This is a genomic window from Saccharospirillaceae bacterium (assembly GCA_022448365.1).
Taxonomy (GTDB): domain Bacteria; phylum Pseudomonadota; class Gammaproteobacteria; order Pseudomonadales; family Oceanobacteraceae; genus Bacterioplanoides.
On record JAKVCS010000006.1, the window covers coordinates 1 to 19,345 of the forward strand.

The following is a 19,345-nucleotide window of genomic DNA, read 5'->3' on the forward strand; positions in this document are numbered from 1 at the left end:
GTTGGTATCAAAGAGACCACCACGACTACCTGTACGGGTGTAGAGATGTTCCGTAAGATTCTGGACGAAGGCCGTGCGGGCGAGAACGTTGGTGTTCTGCTGCGTGGTACTAAGCGTGACGAAGTTGAGCGTGGTCAGGTTCTGGCGAAGCCAGGTTCTATCACTCCTCACACTAAGTTCAAGTCTGAAGTATACGTACTGGGCAAAGACGAAGGTGGCCGTCACACGCCATTCTTCAAAGGCTACCGTCCACAGTTCTACTTCCGCACGACTGACGTAACCGGTGCTGTTGAACTGCCAGAAGGCGTTGAAATGGTAATGCCAGGTGACAACGTGACTCTGGAAGTGACTCTGATCGCTCCAATTGCGATGGACGAAGGTCTGCGTTTCGCCATCCGTGAAGGTGGCCGTACGGTAGGCGCTGGTGTTGTAGCGACTATTGTCGAGTAATAAGAAAATACGATTTCTTTTACCCTGCAAAGCCTAGTTGCATCAGCAACTAGGCTTTTATTATTTGAATTAAGGACCATTCAAATGAAAGTACTTCTTCTGATACTAGGAATTTTATCAACATCTAACGCTTATTCCGGTTTCGTATCTGGAACCCCAACTCAAGTTATGAAATCAGATTATGGGGTTCATTTAGTATATGTGAACTTCCAAGAGCCTATCGAAAAAGGTAACTGTGATAGCGGTAATGGTGTCGTAATTCTTGATTCAAATGAATCATCCGAAGCAGCACTTCCAATGGCATTAGCCGCTTACGCATCGAAAAAAAAATTTCAGTGTTATGTCGGAGGTGAATGCAGCAGAATTACAGGTGCACTCACAACATTCCCCGTTTGCATTGAATATCCATCAATTACTGATTAATGACACCGTTAGATTGATACTGCCAACCTAGCTACCTCAAGTTAATATCAAATGAGGTGAAACCGGCATACATTTCACAATCAGTGAAGGCGGCCGTACTGTAGGTGCTGGTGTTGTTGCTTCTATCGTTGAATAATTTGACTGGATCAAATTATAACAGCCGGAGGCTCGCCCTCTCTCTTAATTAGTAAGAGTATGAAGAGCGAGGGCATGGATAGCCCGAGTAGTAATTACTACAAAAAAGCCGGACTCTGAAAAGAGCCCGGCTTCTTTGTACCTGCTGCTAAATTCCTGAACAAGTCCCAACTTTGATCAGCAATTAACCCCTAAAATAGTAATAGATCAATCTTCCACTACTAGATAGTATTTGCCGTAACAATCGCGTAAATAAATATGCCTCTTTCCCCATAGTTAAGGACAACCACCGAATGAAACTTTTATTGATAACACTTCCATTGTTTCTATTAATGACGTTACCGACCACGCAACTACATGCAGGTGCACCCACATGCCATGCGGCATACAACGGCTATTGCGGGTATAAAGGTAAGGTCAAAAGCATTTACATCAACTCTGGAAATTTAATTCTATTGTATTTTGATACACCTCTTGCAGAAGGAACAAGTGAAATTGCAGGTCTGAATGCAACTCAGTCAGCTGCTGCGGTGCTCCTAAATGAAAACCCTGAGTTCGCCAAGCTGTTTTATTCAACCGCTTTAACAGCACAAGCCTCAGGAAGAGAAGTCTCAATACAAATGCGCGGAACCTATGGCGGCTACTTAAAGGCAGATCGCATCTGGTTGACTGAATAAGTAATAATTAATGAAAGCGGCCACCTTCAAAAGTCCGCTTTTATTAAACAACGATATAACATAGCGCCAGCCTAAATCTAAATCAATTTCACTGGCGTCAGTTGTATTCTGTATCCAGCAGGCTGCGGAGGCATAACAAACCCAAGTTCCTGCCAACCTAATTCAGAAGAGTAATAAACCCCTAACAGCCACTTTCGAAACTTCCGTATAAATGCGGCTGGCCAATTCCGCTGCATCAGAAAAAAATCTAATTCAACTTTATTGTTTGGAATCGGAAAAGCCCGCAGATAATCAAATCCAGCGACAACTTGCCTGGCATAGCGAGACTCGCGGTTTAAGCGAAGTTTAACGGATTCCCAAAGTATTAATGACGCACGTTCTTCCAGAGTAAAAATTAACTGCATCCAGTTTCTGCAACAAGAATCCCAACTTTCACCATGCTTCGCTGGATTAGCTGATCTGACATATGGCGTAATCATCACAGATGTCGCCAACAGGCCAGTTTGAATGAGTCTTCTACGGGTTAGCACCAGCACTCCCTACGATATTATCAGCCACATATGCACCATAAGCCTGGAGAAATAAAGACGGGTCGGCAATCATACCTCGGCCAATAACAGAGGCATCGGCGATATAAAGGTTCTTGATACCCCAGATATTTCCCTCGGGAGAGACCACCGACGTATTCGGTTCCAACCCCATCCGACAGGTACCCCGTAACATTGCACCTGTAACATTGGACTGATGAGAACTCATTTCATTTAGTATTTCTGCTCCAGCTGCATTTGCCCAATCCTGCAATAAAGACTTAATCTGATTGGTTTTTTCACCATCAGCATCTGTATACAACTTTTGAATTTCAGGTTCTGGAGAAAAAATTAATTGGTCAACCTCAGAAGTCGAGCTCTCAGCAAATCCAGTGAGCCCAGCCAGCCTGGGATAATAGCCCTGCATCCATTGCCTGGGATCAGGACTCCGTATTATGTCGTTATGTACACCAACTGCAGACATCGGCCCGGTAATGCCCGCCATATTTCGCGACTGATACAGCTGAATTCCCTGCTTATCAAACTCACGGATCATAATATCCGTTGGAACTCCCATATAGCCATCTTTGCTCGATTCAGGTCCAGCAACTAATAAACTGGCCCATAACGATCCGGTCAAATATTTACCGACATTGGCAGAACCGATTCCATCGGGAGCCAACTTCTGTCGACTATTTTTTAGTATTTTCGGAGTTTCTAAAACCCCGGCACATAACACAACAGACCCGGCTATGATCTTTTCACGGACACCATTACGCAATACCGAAACAGATTCTACTGAATCTTCCGCTGTTAGATTGATACCTTCAACTTTAGTGTTGGTTAGTATTTTAACGTTTGGGTGCGCTTTTAACTCAGGGTACCAAACATTATCGGCACTGCTTTTATCCCCTGGTAAACAACCATAAATACATAAGCCACAATGATTGCAGGACGGGCGACCATCTTTTGGCGAAGATAATATTGCAACAGGTGCTGGTTGAACGGCCCAGCCCAGTTTCTCTGCAGAATTGTAGAGATGCCTGGATACAGAGTTTAAAGGGTGAAAAGGCAGGGTATCACCGGCAATATTCAGCTTGCCACGAACGAACTGCTCCGCTTTGCGAAAACGAGCAATATCAATTCCCCAGGAACGGATAACGGACTCTGAAGGAAGGTGAGAAACCCCCTGAAACAAAACACTGCTGCCGCCAACACCAATATGACGCTGAGGTTTAATATTACCGCGCCATTCTGAACTGTGCTTATTCCAGGGAGAGTCCAGTTCGTAATCATAACGAGTGGTCTGAATCGAGCCTTTATCAAGTTCGCCTCCCCGTTCGATTAAGAGTACTGAATGCCCAGCCTGAACCAGTTGATAAGCGCAGACTAAGCCGGGCAAACCAGCACCTACAACCAAAATAATTTTCATCTTATTAGATTCGGGCTTGTCATCCAAAACCTCAGATAACTAATTAGAATGCTTTGTTGAGCACATCTAATAGCTCTGACGAAGCCCCTATATGCCTGGCATATTGAATTACATTTCTATCATCATCATTTCTCACACCTATATTCGCACCCGAGGCCAGCAAGTATTTTATTATTTTAATATTTCCCCCAATTACCGCATTAAATAACGGAGAGCAGCCGAAATCCCCTTTTGCATTAATGTCAGCACCAGCATCAATTAGTACTTTTACTGGATTTAGTTCTCCCCAACTACATACCGTATGTAACGGGGTATCACCCATATCATTGATACTATTAACATCAATAGCTTCAACACCAAACCATGACGCAGTATAAGAACAGCGCTGTAGTACTTCATCTAACACCACCATACTCTCCTTAACAATCTTTATTACAGTTTCGTTTCAAGTCATTGGCAGCTCGTGCAATTCGTTGTTTCACTTGCTGCAACTGACTTTGGTGCTTATTCCACGCGGAACTACCTACCTTATCCCATTTATCTGACCAATTTTTTCTCAGGTCGTAACACATTTGCGCTTGATCTCTCCTTCTTTTGGCATCTGCACACTTATCTCCAGAAGGGGGGGGTGGTGGTTGATCACAAACTCGATGGTACCTAGCATGCTGCGAATCTTTTCTTGCTTCCGCACTGCTAGATTCGCTGTCACCCGGTGTACTCAGCAATGTACCTAGCGCGATACCACCGAGCATAGTGGAGAGAAATCCGCTACCCGCGACAACTGACCCACTAGCTGCTGTTGCTGCCGCTCCACTGCCACCACCAAATGCGAAAGCCAAAAACCAGAGCTGTCCTTTTTCATCTATCCGAGAGACTGGATTCCCATCAGTATAAACATATGTATTTAACCCACCCCGTAGACCAATCGGATCACTCTGAATATACCTCCCTAAACTAGGATCATAGTCACGGAAATAATTCTGATGAAGCCCGGACTCTTTATCAAAGTACTGCCCGGGAAAACGGTGATTAAACGTTACAGTTTCAACCACAGCTTCGGTTTCACCAAAAGGTTTTCGCTTCGCTTGCCAAACAACTTCTTTCTCAGAGTTCGTTAACTTCTGCGCCCCGAGATGATCATTATGAACAAAATAAACCTGAGCCTTGGTCGCTACTGCCAGCAACATCGTTGCAAGGGCCACAACAGATAAAACAATATTTTTAATATTCACTATACCCATCCTTAGTTCAGAGTGATGCTCAATACCGGAATAAACCAGGCGATGTTAAAGGTTGGTGAACTACCGGCTGTAAACTCTGCTGCATCCGTCACACCATCATTATCAAAATCACCGGTACCATCACGAGAAATTGTTGCAAAGTGCTTAATTTCCCAGCTGTCAGGCATACCATCACCATCAAGATCATCTTCTGTTCCACCACTGCGATCATCCATTGGGTCAGTTTTGTCCTTTAACTCTGTTAGGTTGTTGATGCCATCACCGTCTTCATCACCATCCGCAGTTTTTACTAACGACCCGAAATATTTCACTTCCCAGGAGTCAAGCAATCCATCTTCGTCCAGATCTTCGTTGCGCTTCATCGCCACCATCTGATCTTCAAGGTAGTAATACTCCTCAAGTACAACGCCATCTTTATTGGTAATTGAGATTATTTTCCCCTGTTGATCATAGTGAAAATGCTTTCCTTCCCACTGCTGTTCAGCAGTCTCTTTAACAACCCTCTGACCCTTGGCGTTATAGCCATAGCGTGCTACTGGAGTCATAACGGCTGAGCCCGGGCTAACTGATCGGCTCATTTCAATAAGCTGATTATTCTGATCATAGATATAGTTTGCACTTGCTTCAGTACTGAAATGACTGTCCTGATAAATATTTCCCATCAGGTCATATTGAAAACTACGTCTTTCGGTTGTGCCATCGACCTTTCGATCAACCCAGGAGAGTCGATTACTATCATTGGGATACTGGTACGTTTCTAACACTGAGTTTTCTTGCTTACTTTTACGGTTAAGCGATTCATCATATTTATATGAAATATCACCATATGCACCACTAGCTTTCGCCAGCATGCCTTTGATGTTGTAGTCGAATGACTGTGACTGAGCATTGCTCACATTATCTATGATTGTATAAATATTTCCGGCATCAAAATGATAATCCAAACTGCTAACTTTGGTGTTGCCATAAGAGCTTTCAATTAAAGAAACAGAGCCATTTTTATCCCGTGAGATAACATGTTTAATACCATTACCCAGCGTATATTCTGAAACACCGGCAAATGGGTTGTATTTTATATCGGATACCAATACCTGAGCATTTGACAATGCATTTCCTTTGATTTCTATACTTCTCAAGAAGCCCTTGTCATCGCGCACATAATTCAATGTCACACTGTTCGGATAGAGCATTTCACTTAGCTGGCCATAATCATCATACTTGTAGCCAGAGTTATAATTCATCCCGCCAATAGATACTGACTTATTATAAACGTTACCAAACTGATCATATTGATAAACCTCAGATGAGGCCTCTGTCGAAGAAGAGGTCTGCTTGCCTTTACCATAATTAAGGTTATTGGCATCATTAGAAAACGCATCATAGCCATACTCAGTAACCGTAGTTCCAGCAGGGCCGATTGTCGTCACTTTTCTTAAACGCCCTTTGCTATATTGATAACTTTTGACACTACTATCCGCGTGTGTCTTTTTCTTTAATAATCCACCGTCATATTCGTAAATTGTTTTGCCGGTTGCTGTACTTTCTTCCTGAATGACTTCACCCCAACCGTTAAACACATATTTCGTCTCAACACCACGACCGTCTTTTACTAAATCCTGATTGCCATAATCGTCGTAACCATATTCGACTTCTTTCAGAAGCGTATCCTGATCCGCTGGAACCGTCACAAGAACAGAGGTGATCCGATCCAAGACATCGTACACTTTAGTTGTTTGTAAATTACCGCGTTTTTTGTTTCCACTACTATCAATATAAGAAGCATTGTGATCGATAGTTTTAACTTGGTCGCCGCTTTCGTCATACAAATACTCTTTCATTGAGATACTATTATCTGACGCATTAGGAACCTGACTGATAACTTTATGCAGTTTAAACAACGAGTTCTGAACACTTTCGTTGGCGAAAACAACCTGACCGTCTGCATCCTTATATTCTACTTTGCGAGTACGAGTCCCGTTACCATTATGAGCTGCTCCAAGGATAGAATCAGTTACAGTCACCTGAATATTATTTCCGGCATTATCCGTGATACTCTCTAGCTTCTTGGCCGCGTTGAATTTGTATGTCAACTCAAGGCCATTGGGGTATCTTACCTTCTCTAAAACACTGTGCGGTGAATAATCGTAATGGGTGGTTTCGCCATTAAAGGTCACAGATGAAATCAGATACCCGTCGTGGCCATTGATATATGCAATAGTGGTTTCCAGGCCATTCGTATTAGTCACTTTTTCTGGTAATCCAAAAGAATTATATTCAGAAAAAGTATACTTCTCTGCACCACTTTCTACTGATTTCAGATTACCGTCAGCATAGTATTCATGTACGTCTATCGTATTATCGGGATTACTAACCGTTCTTTTCTGCACAGCACCTGATGGGTACAAGTCATAGACATAAGCCCAGACACGTTGTTTACCAGCCGTAGTGTATGGCACGGTGTGCGTTGTCGTGTCAGTTTCAGTACGCTTCTTAATCCGTCTATGATCTGGATAATATTCATAGTCAATTGTCAAACCACGAAGTTTCTTTTGACGAGGTTCAGGGAAAAAGTACAATCCTTCATTAGACCAGACCTTATTATCAAGACGATAATAGGCAACACTCCGGAAGGTTTCAGTATATTCAAGCGGCGTATTCTTAGCATGAGTCTTTCTGGTAACCATGCCCGGAAAATCACCCATGATATTAATGTTCCTGAAATCGTACTCAGTAATAACACCATCCCTATCAATCGAATCTAAGTCACCATTAACATCATATACATAAGATGCATTTGTTGGTACGCAGCTGGAACTCCCTCCCCCTGATATCGATCCCATTTTTACAGTATTTTCCCAGTCTCCTTTATCCTTACCTGATGTAATATCATAAGTAGTTTGATGACCAAGCTGGTTTTCCACAACCCTCAAATTGTGAGGATCCACATCGATACGGCTGTAGTCATCAATATTGCCAATGCGCTTTACATCATCAATACCTTTTTGTGGAAAAGCACCGTGTCCGAAGAGAGGGTCCCCCAATCGCTTATACTTATAAATCGAACCAAGTGAGCCAACCCCTCCTCGATAACTAACTACAGCGTCACCAGCTGAGTTGTAACCCCAATTTTTATACGGAGAGCCGTTTTCAAATACAGATTCTAAAAGGTCACACCTTCCTGAAACGTCGGTATAAGGTAGGCCATTATATAGAAAGCCATGAATCACGCTTATTTCACGCCCCTTAGGGCCCGTTATTCCGCCCAAAAGCCTGCCATACAACTGTTGATTTGCATCCCCACAACTAGGATGGAAAGGTTTAACTGTCATATTCCAATGAGCTTCTCCCTGTTTCACAGAGCTAATGTAAGAATTTTCATATTCAGCTATAGGAGGAGCTTGCCCATTAAATTCCTTACTTATTATCAAATTATTATTAAATGGATCAGTTACTTTTGCAAAAATGGTATTATTATAAGCTCCTGATAACTCACCACTTGGATCTACATTTGACCATGCAATCTGAGTCTCAACACCATTCATTGTGGTTATATTGGTAAGAAAGGCCATTTCCTGACTAAAAGTTACAACTCCTAACTCATCAATATCAGAGGCGATCTTAAATTCCTCAATATCGCCATTAGATCGCTGATATATAAATCCAGCGTAACTTACCGGTTTACAGACATGCTTTCTGCCATTTTCAGAAATTCCGCACTGATAGTTATATCTAGCACTTAATTTACTGGAAAGAGGATGAACAGTATGATTCTTAAAAGGAGATAGAGCGATAACTACATCGGTATCAGGAGCGGGGGATGAAATTAAGGTCTCTAAATTCCTGCGGTAGGTGTTATCGTAAAATACATGCTCACTACCGTCTTCAGCTCTATAAATAACCTTTTGGCCTTGCTCGAATCCCTCAAACATCACATATTGATTGTATGAGTAACTCCATCGAGCAGTAATACCACCATCAGGCCATATGAATTTACTATTATAATAGACTGAGAAATTAGCTCCCCCCTCACGTGTTTTCGGTACAAGCTCATGAGAATAAAAGTTATTCCCTGACACAATATGTATTGGGTTCGTGCCGCCGCTCATATCCGGGCACCCTTCTGATGGGTCACCTGCGTCATCGTTCCCGACGTACTTAGTTACCGCACCAGCAAGAGAGCTCTCAATAAAGAAAACGGCTGTAAATACGATTAAATAATGAAGAATTTTCACCAAAATCACATCCCTATAAAATAATTTTTCCGATTATAATACAATTATCACTTATGCAAAAAACAAATTGTATAACAAAAGATATTTAGCACAACAACCGTCTATTTTAATCGCTCGCCTTAGACGATGCCTAAAAAAACCCGCGATCCTGATCGGATGGCGGGTTTTCTCTGAGCAGTATCGATTACTTCTTGAAAGCACCGAAACGCTTCTTGAACTTATCGATACGACCGCCGGTATCAACAACTTTCTGCTTACCAGTGTAGAACGGGTGACAAGCAGAGCATACGTCCAAAGACATAGTACCTGGCTTAGTAGACTTAGTGTTTAACACATTACCGCAAGAACAGGTCGCAACCAGCTCTGCGTATTCTGGATGAATTTCGTTTTGCATGACAAACCTCTTAATCTTCATGCCGCCACTGTCAGAACTTCTGTCAGCACCGCATTACTGATTGCTTAGTTAGCGAATAAATGCCCTTGCATGGGCAATAAGGACGCGCATAATACCAGAGCCAACGTCAGCAGCAAGCCTTTTCATGTCCTTTTTTGTCGTCACCATCGCCCTGCCCGTGCCTCTGCGCCGCAACTTCGACTACTTACCGGTTGTGGGCGAAAGCCGTGAGCAGTATCAGCCAGGACAACGCATCAAGGCGGAGTTCGGCCGCCAATTGCTGACGGGGATTGTGATGGGAACGGCCGATCAAACGGAAGTTCCGGCCAACAAACTGAAACCCTTACTGGAGCGGCTGGACGACAAACCCCTCGTCGACTCACAAACCCTGAATCTGTGCCAATGGCTGGCCGGTTATTATCATCACAGTCTTGGCGAAGTATTAGAGCTGGCGTTACCCGCTATGTTACGCCGTGGCTGCGATCTGACCGAGGCCGATGAAAAGGTCTGGCTGAAGCAAACGAATACCTCAGAGCCGGAACTGAAAGGCGCCAAGCAACAATCGTTATGGCAGCTGTTTCAGCAGCAAGCGCAATGGGCCCATAAAGAGCTGACTTCCCGTGGTTACACCCTGGCACAGCTGAAACGCCTGGCTGAACTGGATCTGATTCAAGAAAGCGAACAACTGCCGCTGCCTGCTATCGCCGAACAGCGCTCGCAACCATTACCTCTGAACAGCGAGCAACAAAAAGCGGTGGATCACATTGGCCGCTATTTCGGCGGTTTTAAACCCTGCTTGCTGGAGGGGGTGACCGGCTCCGGTAAAACCGAAGTTTACCTGCAACTGATCGCCAAAGCGCTGGCCGATAACAAACAGGTGCTGGTATTGGTACCGGAGATTGGCCTGACTCCACAAACCGTTGGCCGCTTCCGTGCTCGGTTTGATGTTCCGGTAGCACTGCTGCATTCTGGCTTGAATGACAGAGAACGCCTGCAAGGCTGGCGCCAGTGCCAGGAAGGCAAAGCACGCATTCTGATTGGTACCCGCTCGGCGATTTTTACCCCACTGCCGGATCTTGGTCTGATTATTCTCGACGAAGAGCACGACGCTTCTTTCAAGCAACAAGATGGTTTGCGCTATTCCGCCCGCGACTTCGCACTGGTGCGTGGCAGCAAAGCTCGAGTACCCGTAGTGCTTGGCTCTGCGACCCCGGCACTGGAAACCCTGCATAACGCAGTCACGGGTAAATACCTGCACCTGAAGTTATTACGCCGAGCCGGTAACGCCAAGCCGCCCGCAATGAAGCTACACAGTATTTTGCATCAGCCGCTTACCGCTGGTTTTGCCCAACCGGTGCTGGCGAAAATGCAACAACATCTCCAGAACGGCAAGCAAGTTCTGGTGTTTATCAACCGTCGTGGATTTGCACCGTTACTCGCCTGCCGACAATGTGGCTGGATGGCCGAATGCCGTCGCTGCGATGCGCGCTTAACCTTGCATCAACACCCTGCACACTTGCATTGTCACCACTGTGATTTTCAGCAAAGCATCCCTGACCATTGTCCGAGCTGCCACAGTACCGATATAGAACCCATCGGTCAGGGAACTGAAAAAGTCGAACAGCAACTGCAGGATTTATTTTCGGGGTTTCCGATACGCCGGGTAGATCGCGACAGCGTCCGCAGTAAACAGGCTTTCGATGAACTATTCGAAGAGATTCATAACGGCGGTCCCTGCATTCTGGTCGGCACCCAAATGCTGGCCAAGGGCCATCACTTTCCCGACGTTACCATGGTGGTAGTGCTCGACAGCGACTCTGGCCTATTCAGTGCTGATTTTCGTGGTATGGAACACAGCGCCCAACTGATTCTTCAGGTTGCAGGGCGTGCCGGTCGAGCCGACTCTCCTGGCGAAGTATGGATTCAGACTTTGTATGCTGATCACCCGCAATTAAATCTGTTATTGGACAGTGGTTATCACGCATTGGCGTTGTCTATGCTGCAGGCGCGTAATTCGCAACAATTACCACCCTACAGTTTTATGGCATTACTGCGCAGTGAATGCGAGGATCGTCATCAGGCACAACAGTTATTGCAACACGCTCGCGGTTTTATTCAGGAATTTCAGCGGCAGCACCACCAGCAACGCGACCGCCAGGGGTTACATTTGGCGCATGAGGGGGTGAATCTGCTTGGGCCTTTCCCTGCAATTATGGAGCGCCGTGCCGGACGCTTCCGTCAGCAGCTGCAGATTTTTGCCAAAGAACGGGCTGCACTGCACAGTGTCTCCGCGGCGCTAGTACAGTTTCTGGAACAGCAAAAAGGCTTCCACAAGGTACGCTGGCATCTGGACATTGACCCGCTCGACACGCTGTAGATTGACCTGACAGAACAATGGAAAGATGCAACGGCATCCATGCACAAAAGGGAACGTCTATACTGGGTCAAAACGCATCTTGTGTTCTAGCCGTCAGCCAGAGGCCACTATGGAATATCTCAGTTTTCGCCATGGAAAACAGTACTACGCCGTGCCAATCGAAAGTGTCCGCTTTATTACGGCCGACCATAATCTAGACCGTACCCGCGTTGCGACAGGCAACGGCAATCAATATGACATGGTCGATTTCGACGGGCAGTCTTGCGTGGTATTGTCTCTGGCAAATTTATTGGGTGAAGACTCCGCACAACGCGCTACAAGTGAGCTGGTCGAATTATTGTTCGCACGCGAGCAAGACCATGTTGACTGGCTTGATACACTGGAACAAAGCCTGATCAGCGGTACTGCATTCACGGCAGACACAGACCAGAATTTATCGGCCTTTGGTCAATGGTGCCGAGGATTTCGTAGCGACAACCTGATGCTGCAACAGCTGCTGGCTAAGTTCGACACTCCGCATCGTCGTATTTATGCCCTGGCTGAGGAATTACTCGACATGCGTAATCAAGGTGAAAACGATGCCGCGATCGAAATTCTCAACGAACACAAGCGCACAACACTGGTGCGGTTGCAGACATTGTTCACCGATGCCCGCAACATGATCAGTTCAAGCGTTCGTCCAACCGTCATCATGATTCAGAGCAGCAGTGATCAGGTTATTGGTCTTAAAGTGGATGATATTGGCGAAGTCTTTAGCTGTCGCACCGAACAGCAAGACCTCAGTGCCGATGAATTTCTGCCGGTCTTTGCCCTGGCTTGGCTAAAGGATATCGAACTGAGCGATGGCAAAACCACGGTTATGCAACTGGACCCAAAGCGCTTGATGCATTGATCCACGCTTCACACCTTCAGACACACACTTCCATGACAAGAGCTGATAAACTGCAGTTCTTTTTTGTCTGAGCGAATCTGCAGTGCAATTCCTAAGCCCCGACCCGACGCTACGCCCCGACCTAAAAGGGCTGAATCTGAAAAATCCAATCCACTTGCTGGCTTTTGGCTTGGGTTCAGGCCTGCCTAAAACAGCCCCCGGAACCTGGGGAACTCTGGCAGCATTGCCGGTTTGGCTGCTCTTATTACAAGGCGTACCAACCCTGCCCTACCTTGGCGTGTTGCTGGCAGGCTTTGCTTTGGGAGTTGTGGTGTGTGAGTTTACTTCCCGCGACCTGGGTGTGCACGACCATGGCGGCATCGTCTGGGATGAATGGATTGGTTTATGGATTACCTATCTATGGCTGCCACAATCGTCAGCCGCTGACATCAGCTGGGGCTGGGTCTTGTACGGCTTCTTACTGTTCCGACTGTTCGATATTATTAAACCCTGGCCAATAAAATGGCTGGATAAAAAAGTACATGGCGGCTTTGGTATCATGATCGATGATGTTCTTGCCGGTGTTTTTGCTTTTAGTGCTGTGCAGCTAACCGCGGCATGGTTTTAACACGAGTTATTCCTGAGAGTTATCTATGAAAATTGCTGTAGCCAGCTTAAACGGTGAAACCGTTTGCGGCCAACCCGGACGTTGCCGTACCTTTATTTTGTTCGATACCGACGGGTTTGAGGTTTTTGACGAGGAAAACATCGAGTTTAGTGAAGACTATGTTCTGCAAGGGTTTAACGCCGACAAAACTCACCCAGTGGATAAAGTTGATGTACTGATTGCTTCCGCCATTGGTGAAGGCCTGGTTAATCAGCTTCAGCAACGCGACGTCATTGCAGTGGCAACCACTGTGAAAGATGCGCGTGAGGCTGCGCAGCGCTTCCTTGATGGTGATTTACCAATCAAAGACGCTAAAAAGAAGAAAAAGAAATCGTAGCGACCCCTCATCAGGCAACCGGATATTGCTCAGCCATGTTAAAAAAATTACTTTTTATTGATCGCTTTACCACACAGACAGGAAGAGTCGTGCGCTGGCTTTCGCTGTTGATGGTGCTGTTTTCTGTTGCAGTCGTGGTTTTGCGTTATGTTTTTGAAATCCCCTCTATTGCACTGCAGGAGAGCGTTATGTATCTCCATGCATCGCTATTTATGCTGGGTGCTGCGTATACATGGCAACAAGGCGGACATGTCAGAGTGGATGTTTTTTATCGTAATTTTTCCCGCAGGCAGAAAAATCTGGTCGATCGGTGCGGCATCATATTTTTGCTGTTACCGGTTTGTATTTTTATGCTTTACAGTAGCTGGCATTACGTATCTGTCGCCTGGCAGATTGGTGAAAAGTCTCAGGAAGCCGGCGGTTTACCCTTTGTCTATCTGTTAAAAACACTGATTTTATTACTGCCGTTTTTAATGATTCTGCAGGCTATTGCGGAGTTCGCTAAAACCTTCTTGCCTGCTCAGGAGCACCCAGAGGAGATTCATCATGGCTGAGTGGATGCCTCTGATCTTATTTATTTTTGTGTGTCTGGTATTAATGGCGGGCTTCCCGGTAGCATTTACTCTGGCGGGTACGTCGCTGTTATTTGCGGGTATCGGGGTTATCAGCGGTACGTTAGATACCGCTTTCCTCACTGCATTACCCAACCGTCTATTTGGCATCATCAGTAATCAGATTTTAATTGCAGTACCGCTGTTCGTATTTATGGGGGTCATGCTGGAGAAGTCCCGAATCGCCGAGCAGTTACTCCGCAATATGGGGATGTTGTTTGGACCGCTGCGTGGTGGCCTGGGGTTCTCAGTCATCCTGGTCGGTATGCTGATGGCCGCCAGTACCGGTATTATCGGTGCGACAGTTGTAACGATGGGTCTGATCTCGTTGCCCACTATGTTGAAACAGGGGTATAGCCCGGCCCTGGCTACAGGCAATATTTGTGCAACGGGAACCCTCGGACAAATTATTCCACCTTCCACTGCACTGATTATTCTCGGAGACGTGCTATCCAGCGCCTATCAGCAAGCACAGTTGAAGATGGGCATTTTCACACCGGAAACCGTCTCAGTTGCAGACTTGTTTGTTGGCGCCTTAATTCCCGGACTCATTCTGGTCGCCGGGTATTTATTGTATGTTGCGGGTGTTGCCTTTTTTAAGCCCGCAGCAGCCCCTGCAGTTCAGGACCGTCCACCGCTGTCAAAAGACTTTATTGCGCAGTTGCTAAAAGGTCTGATTCCACCACTGGCATTAATTATTGCGGTATTAGGTTCTATTCTGGCTGGTATTGCCACGCCCACAGAAGCAGCGGGGATCGGTGCTTTTGGCGCCACGCTGCTGGCAGTCTTTTACGGTGAGTTCGATTTAAAACGCCTGCGTGAAGTCATGGATTCGACGCTGCAGGTGACCAGCATGGTATTTATGATTTTTATTGGCGCAGCGTTGTTCTCGTTGGTATTCCGCGGCTTTGGTGGTGAAGAATTGGTTCACTCAGCGTTCACTGATATGCCAGGCGGTGTCTTCGGTGCCATGCTGGTTGTCATGCTGGTGATCTTTCTGCTTGGTTTTATTCTCGACTTTATTGAGATCACTTTTGTTGTTGTTCCGATTGTTGCGCCAGTGCTACTGGTCATGGGAGTCGATCCAGTATGGCTGGGCATCATGATTGCCATCAATCTGCAAACCTCATTTCTGACGCCGCCTTTTGGCTTTGCACTGTTTTATTTACGGGGTGTCGCGCCCCCCAGCATTCCGACCCGAACGATTTATCGCGGTGTCATGCCGTTTATTCTGATTCAGATTGGTGTACTGATTTTGTTGGCTATATTTCCGGAATTGGCCACCTGGCTACCCAACCAAATCTATGGTTAGCTGCCTTTTCGGCCATATGCGAAGGTATTATGGTCAGGCAACTGTAATTATTGCCACTATGGCTATACAAAGTTCCCGCATCCCCGCCCCAAATGGGTGTGCGGCGTGCTCAAAAAGCAGTAAACTCGCGCCAGAATAATCACAATGTCAGGTCATAGCCGATGGAACCGCGTCACCCCCAAGACCCCAGCCGAGAAGATAACCAACCTAAGCCCGATGGCGAATTGTTTCTTCGGCTCATCCCAACCCGGGCCGAAGCAAATATTCACGGTGACATAAGCAGTGGTTGGGTAGTGGCACAGATGGATCATGCTGCAGAAAGTGTGGTCAGTCACCTGGCACAGGGACGCATCGCGAATATTGCGATGGAATCATTGTCATTTATGTCGCCAATTCGGGTAGGCGCCGCGGTGTGTGTTTACACACGTCTGTTGGATATTGGTACATCATCAGTACGAATCAACGTCGAAGTCTGGACCCGCAACCCGAGCGAGCATAGCCACCGTAAGGTGGTTGATGCCACCTTTGTCTATGTTGCAATCGATGAGAAAGGTCGTATTCGCCGCGTACCGCGGTAAAGCCTGAACTGTCTCCATCTGGTCAGGCACATTACCGGTTTCCATATCAGGATCAATAAACTAGACGATGAGCTATGTGCGAACTACTTGGCATGAGTGCCAACACCCCAACCGATCTGTGTTTCAGTTTTAGTGGTCTGACCCGCCGTGGTGGCGAAACCGGTCCCCATGCCGATGGCTGGGGCGTTGCTTTTTATGAAGGCAAAGGCGTGCGTACGTTTCACGAATCAAGCGCCAGCGCCTCCTCCGAAATTGCTCAAGTGGTGGAAACTCACCCCATTAAAAGTGAAACGGCAATTTGCCATATTCGCCAGGCCAATGTTGGCAACGTTTGTCTGGCTAACACTCACCCATTTACCCGCGAAATGTGGGGACGTTACTGGGTATTTGCCCACAACGGTCAGATTACTAATTTCAGATATCAACACGGACTTTATCAACCTGTCGGTGAGACTGATAGTGAGCAGATTTTTTGTGATCTGATGAATCGTATTCGCCAACAATGCTCTCCATCCGATACGCCGAAACAACTGTCGGATACTCTGATCGAGCTGGCCAGTGAATACGCCCGCCAGGGTGTCTTCAACTGTTTACTGAGTAATGGCGAGTGGTTGTTCACGTTTTGTTCTACCAAGTTAGCCAGCATCACACGACGCGCGCCGTTCGGACCGGCGCAGTTAAAGGATGCCGACGTTATCATTAATTTTGAGGCAGAAACGACTCCTAATGATGTTGTCAGCATCATCGCAACAGAACCACTGACGACTGATGAATCGTGGGATATTTATCAACGGGGCGAATGGAAATTATGGTCGGACGGAGAAATTATAACGACGGGTCAGGTGCAGTTACCCGAGCTGCCAGTGAACAAATAAAAATATCTGAAGATTCATCAGACTGGCAGCAGTGCGCGGATTTTATCGGTAGTTTTCATCACAATAAAAGTCGCAGATTGCTGATTGTAATTAAGTAGTGTCTTTTCAATAAAGTGCCATTTCGCCTGAATCGCTTTGCGGTTGGCATCATGGCCGGTAATTTGCGCAACCGAATCACGAAAAACAACAGCATTATCGGCCATACGAGAATCAGTTACCGCATGGCCGCCAAAAACATTGATGTTGTAAGACATATATTCCGCCACCATCTGCTCAAGCGCAATCATCGCGATTAACGCAGCCGCTGTACTCTGGTTCAGCTCTTCCAGACTGAGTTTTTCCTTGGCCTGCTGTATTTTCTGATACAGCTTGCGCTGCACAGCTGCCAGATCATTGGTAAAGTTAACATCAGAGTTCGCCGCAGCAACCGCTCTTTCTTGCTGAACAAACTCGGTGGAGAAATGCCATTGGCGAGCAACGCTTGGTAGCTGGCTACGTAATCGTTCAGCCACGGAATTCCCGGAAGTGATGGTGTCATCCAGACGGCGCTGGTAGCGCTGGCCACCCTCTTGAAGTGACAAAATGCTGATATCCGCTGTCAAACGATAGGCATGAGCTTCCAGAAGTAGCAGGTCTTTGGCCCGTTCGGTCGCCCAGAGATTAACGCTGATTAACGGTAACAATAGCGCAAACAGCCACTTCAGCATGATTACCTCACTAGATGTATTTTATTAATTCTTGTTCTACCAAATCTAAATTCGGAATGATGGCCGGGTCGCGGTCAACCGTTACTGCCGTCTGATCGTATTGGCCCATATTCATGGCTTCCACGGTCTGAATGTCGTCCTTGTTGACGTGGGTCAGCCTTGGAATACCTTGTACTAACATCGCATAAAATGGCATCTCGGCATAGTCCCCTACGCCGTTGATTATGGCAAAACGTGCTTCAGGATTTGGCGCAGGGGCGCCCTGGGCAGATAACATCTCATAACACAACACAGGGATAGGCACACCACGCCAGTCGATTCGTCCGAGGATCCAGTCAACACTGGATGTGGTCGTCAGCAGGTGTGAAAACGGCACAATTTCAGCCACGGCAACGTTAGGCAACAACAGGCTCTTATCCTTCAATGGCATCAGAAGGCAATCAACCCGGTCAGGCGCATTGGTTTTAGTCAGTGATTGACTCATTGTTTTTCACCCAATTGTTTTTAATATAATTTACCAGCTGCAGTGCCAACTGCTGCGGGTCACCAATATAGCGCACCCGAGAGGTTTCGATGGCACTTTCCGGCATCGACGCATTCGCACAAGTTTCGGGCCGTTGTGCCCACACCTTCTGTTGCGTCTCAGGTAAGCTAACAATCGCCTCAGAACCATCATTGCCCATGCCGCTGAACAGAATGTAACCGGCACGCTCACCATAACAGGCATTCACATTCAAAATGACCTGATCGATAGATGGTCCATAAGGTCCAGGCCAACGATCACCATAGCAATGCATCAGACCATCATGAAAGCGAAATTCCTTTTCAACAGGAGCTACCAGCACCTCGCCGCAACGCAGGCTGTCCCCTTCAGCAAAAGCGCGTAAACGATATTCAGCGTGACGGCCAAGGGTATTCGCCAGGGTGTCTTCAAAACGAGGATCAATATGCTGGGCATAAATAAATGCGATTGGTAATCCACCCGGCAATGCATCAAGAAACTCTTTCACCGCGCCCGGACCACCCAAAGACGCACCCAAAACCCAAACCTGGGTTGCAGTGCGGTCGGAAAAATCGAGATCATCAAACATGGTTGGCAATGCGATTTTGCCACTGCCTGTACTGCCAGCAAGCTTTTGCAATACAGACACATCTTCCGCCATTACCGGCGTTGCTTTCACCATTTCACGCAACTTGCTGTAAAGCCGCTTTTCCCATTTAGGAAAGGTTGGACAATTTTTGTTGGGGGCCTGCTCGACGCCCATAAGCACAGGGGCGTCGCCATCCAATAACCGGTCGAGCCAATGAAGATGTTCTCCATCCTCATCACGCAAATCGATCAACCAAGCATCCAGATGTAATTCATCCAGATTCAACAAGTCCATACGCAGCGGGTCAACATTGACCACCACATCAAAACCGAAATGCAACAACGCTGACTTCAGCAAATGCTGCTGCAACCGGTCATCAGCAAGAATGCCGACTTTCGGCAACACCAT

Annotated in this window: 20 protein-coding genes; 11 read left to right on the forward strand and 9 right to left on the reverse strand. The window is 46.5% G+C overall.

Annotation, left to right across the window (positions count from 1 at the left end; all coding sequences use genetic code 11):
• From tuf to MK185_15775, 3 genes are all read left to right on the forward strand, one after another.
• Positions 1–450: elongation factor Tu (gene tuf, locus MK185_15765; GenBank protein ID MCH2042087.1), on the forward strand; the 450-nt coding region annotated here is incomplete at its 5' end.
• A gap of 84 nt (positions 451–534) precedes the next feature.
• The gene (locus MK185_15770; protein ID MCH2042088.1) at positions 535–873 is read left to right on the forward strand and encodes a hypothetical protein; all 339 of its coding nucleotides are present in this window, start codon (positions 535–537) and stop codon (positions 871–873) included.
• Between the two features lie 428 nt (positions 874–1,301).
• Entirely contained in the window at positions 1,302–1,685 is a 384-nt protein-coding gene (locus MK185_15775) for a hypothetical protein (protein MCH2042089.1), read from the forward strand.
• 77 nt (positions 1,686–1,762) lie between these two features.
• Here MK185_15775 and MK185_15780 read toward each other — a convergent pair whose 3' ends face one another.
• From MK185_15780 to rpmE, 6 genes are all read right to left on the reverse strand, one after another.
• Positions 1,763–2,089 (reverse strand): hypothetical protein, encoded by a 327-nt coding sequence (locus MK185_15780; protein MCH2042090.1) that lies wholly within the window; start codon positions 2,087–2,089, stop codon positions 1,763–1,765.
• 112 nt (positions 2,090–2,201) lie between these two features.
• The gene (locus MK185_15785; GenBank protein ID MCH2042091.1) at positions 2,202–3,644 is read right to left on the reverse strand and encodes a GMC family oxidoreductase N-terminal domain-containing protein; all 1,443 of its coding nucleotides are present in this window, start codon (positions 3,642–3,644) and stop codon (positions 2,202–2,204) included.
• Between the two features lie 43 nt (positions 3,645–3,687).
• Positions 3,688–4,056 (reverse strand): ankyrin repeat domain-containing protein, encoded by a 369-nt coding sequence (locus tag MK185_15790; protein MCH2042092.1) that lies wholly within the window; start codon positions 4,054–4,056, stop codon positions 3,688–3,690.
• 7 nt (positions 4,057–4,063) lie between these two features.
• Positions 4,064–4,876 carry a hypothetical protein gene (locus tag MK185_15795; protein ID MCH2042093.1) on the reverse strand — a complete coding sequence of 271 codons (813 nt, stop codon included), beginning with the start codon at positions 4,874–4,876 and terminating at the stop codon, positions 4,064–4,066.
• Between the two features lie 11 nt (positions 4,877–4,887).
• Positions 4,888–9,120: a hypothetical protein gene (locus MK185_15800; GenBank protein MCH2042094.1), complete on the reverse strand. Its 4,233-nt coding sequence runs from the start codon at positions 9,118–9,120 to the stop codon at positions 4,888–4,890.
• 181 nt (positions 9,121–9,301) lie between these two features.
• Positions 9,302–9,511: a 50S ribosomal protein L31 gene (gene rpmE / locus MK185_15805; GenBank protein MCH2042095.1), complete on the reverse strand. Its 210-nt coding sequence runs from the start codon at positions 9,509–9,511 to the stop codon at positions 9,302–9,304.
• 145 nt (positions 9,512–9,656) lie between these two features.
• On the opposite strand from rpmE, the gene MK185_15810 reads away from it, so the two are divergent.
• The 8 genes from MK185_15810 to MK185_15845 all read left to right on the forward strand — a co-directional run bounded on the left by MK185_15810 (position 9,657) and on the right by MK185_15845 (position 17,139).
• A complete protein-coding gene (locus MK185_15810) occupies positions 9,657–11,888 on the forward strand; it encodes a primosomal protein N' (protein MCH2042096.1) in 2,232 nt (743 codons plus the stop codon).
• A gap of 109 nt (positions 11,889–11,997) precedes the next feature.
• Positions 11,998–12,780: a hypothetical protein gene (locus MK185_15815; GenBank protein MCH2042097.1), complete on the forward strand. Its 783-nt coding sequence runs from the start codon at positions 11,998–12,000 to the stop codon at positions 12,778–12,780.
• Positions 12,781–12,910: 130 nt separating this feature from the next.
• The gene (locus MK185_15820; protein MCH2042098.1) at positions 12,911–13,387 is read left to right on the forward strand and encodes a phosphatidylglycerophosphatase A; all 477 of its coding nucleotides are present in this window, start codon (positions 12,911–12,913) and stop codon (positions 13,385–13,387) included.
• Positions 13,388–13,412: 25 nt separating this feature from the next.
• Positions 13,413–13,763 carry a hypothetical protein gene (locus MK185_15825; protein MCH2042099.1) on the forward strand — a complete coding sequence of 117 codons (351 nt, stop codon included), beginning with the start codon at positions 13,413–13,415 and terminating at the stop codon, positions 13,761–13,763.
• Positions 13,764–13,852: 89 nt separating this feature from the next.
• The gene (locus MK185_15830; GenBank protein MCH2042100.1) at positions 13,853–14,317 is read left to right on the forward strand and encodes a TRAP transporter small permease subunit; all 465 of its coding nucleotides are present in this window, start codon (positions 13,853–13,855) and stop codon (positions 14,315–14,317) included.
• Positions 14,310–15,686, forward strand: a complete 1,377-nt coding sequence (locus tag MK185_15835) for a TRAP transporter large permease subunit (GenBank protein ID MCH2042101.1) — start codon at positions 14,310–14,312, stop codon at positions 15,684–15,686. Before MK185_15830 ends, MK185_15835 begins: the two co-directional genes overlap by 8 nt.
• Positions 15,687–15,847: 161 nt before the next feature.
• Complete coding sequence (locus MK185_15840) at positions 15,848–16,264, forward strand: acyl-CoA thioesterase (protein ID MCH2042102.1); 417 nt, start codon at positions 15,848–15,850, stop codon at positions 16,262–16,264.
• A gap of 74 nt (positions 16,265–16,338) precedes the next feature.
• The gene (locus MK185_15845) at positions 16,339–17,139 is read left to right on the forward strand and encodes a class II glutamine amidotransferase (protein MCH2042103.1); all 801 of its coding nucleotides are present in this window, start codon (positions 16,339–16,341) and stop codon (positions 17,137–17,139) included.
• A gap of 17 nt (positions 17,140–17,156) precedes the next feature.
• Here the strand turns inward: MK185_15845 and MK185_15850 are convergent, their stop codons facing one another.
• From MK185_15850 to MK185_15860, 3 genes are read right to left on the reverse strand one after another with little or no spacing between them, the layout of a single operon-like run.
• Positions 17,157–17,846: a hypothetical protein gene (locus MK185_15850; protein ID MCH2042104.1), complete on the reverse strand. Its 690-nt coding sequence runs from the start codon at positions 17,844–17,846 to the stop codon at positions 17,157–17,159.
• Between the two features lie 10 nt (positions 17,847–17,856).
• Entirely contained in the window at positions 17,857–18,330 is a 474-nt protein-coding gene (locus tag MK185_15855) for a chemotaxis protein CheW (protein ID MCH2042105.1), read from the reverse strand.
• Positions 18,311–19,345 carry a chemotaxis protein CheB gene (locus tag MK185_15860; protein ID MCH2042106.1) on the reverse strand — a complete coding sequence of 345 codons (1,035 nt, stop codon included), beginning with the start codon at positions 19,343–19,345 and terminating at the stop codon, positions 18,311–18,313. Before MK185_15860 ends, MK185_15855 begins: the two co-directional genes overlap by 20 nt.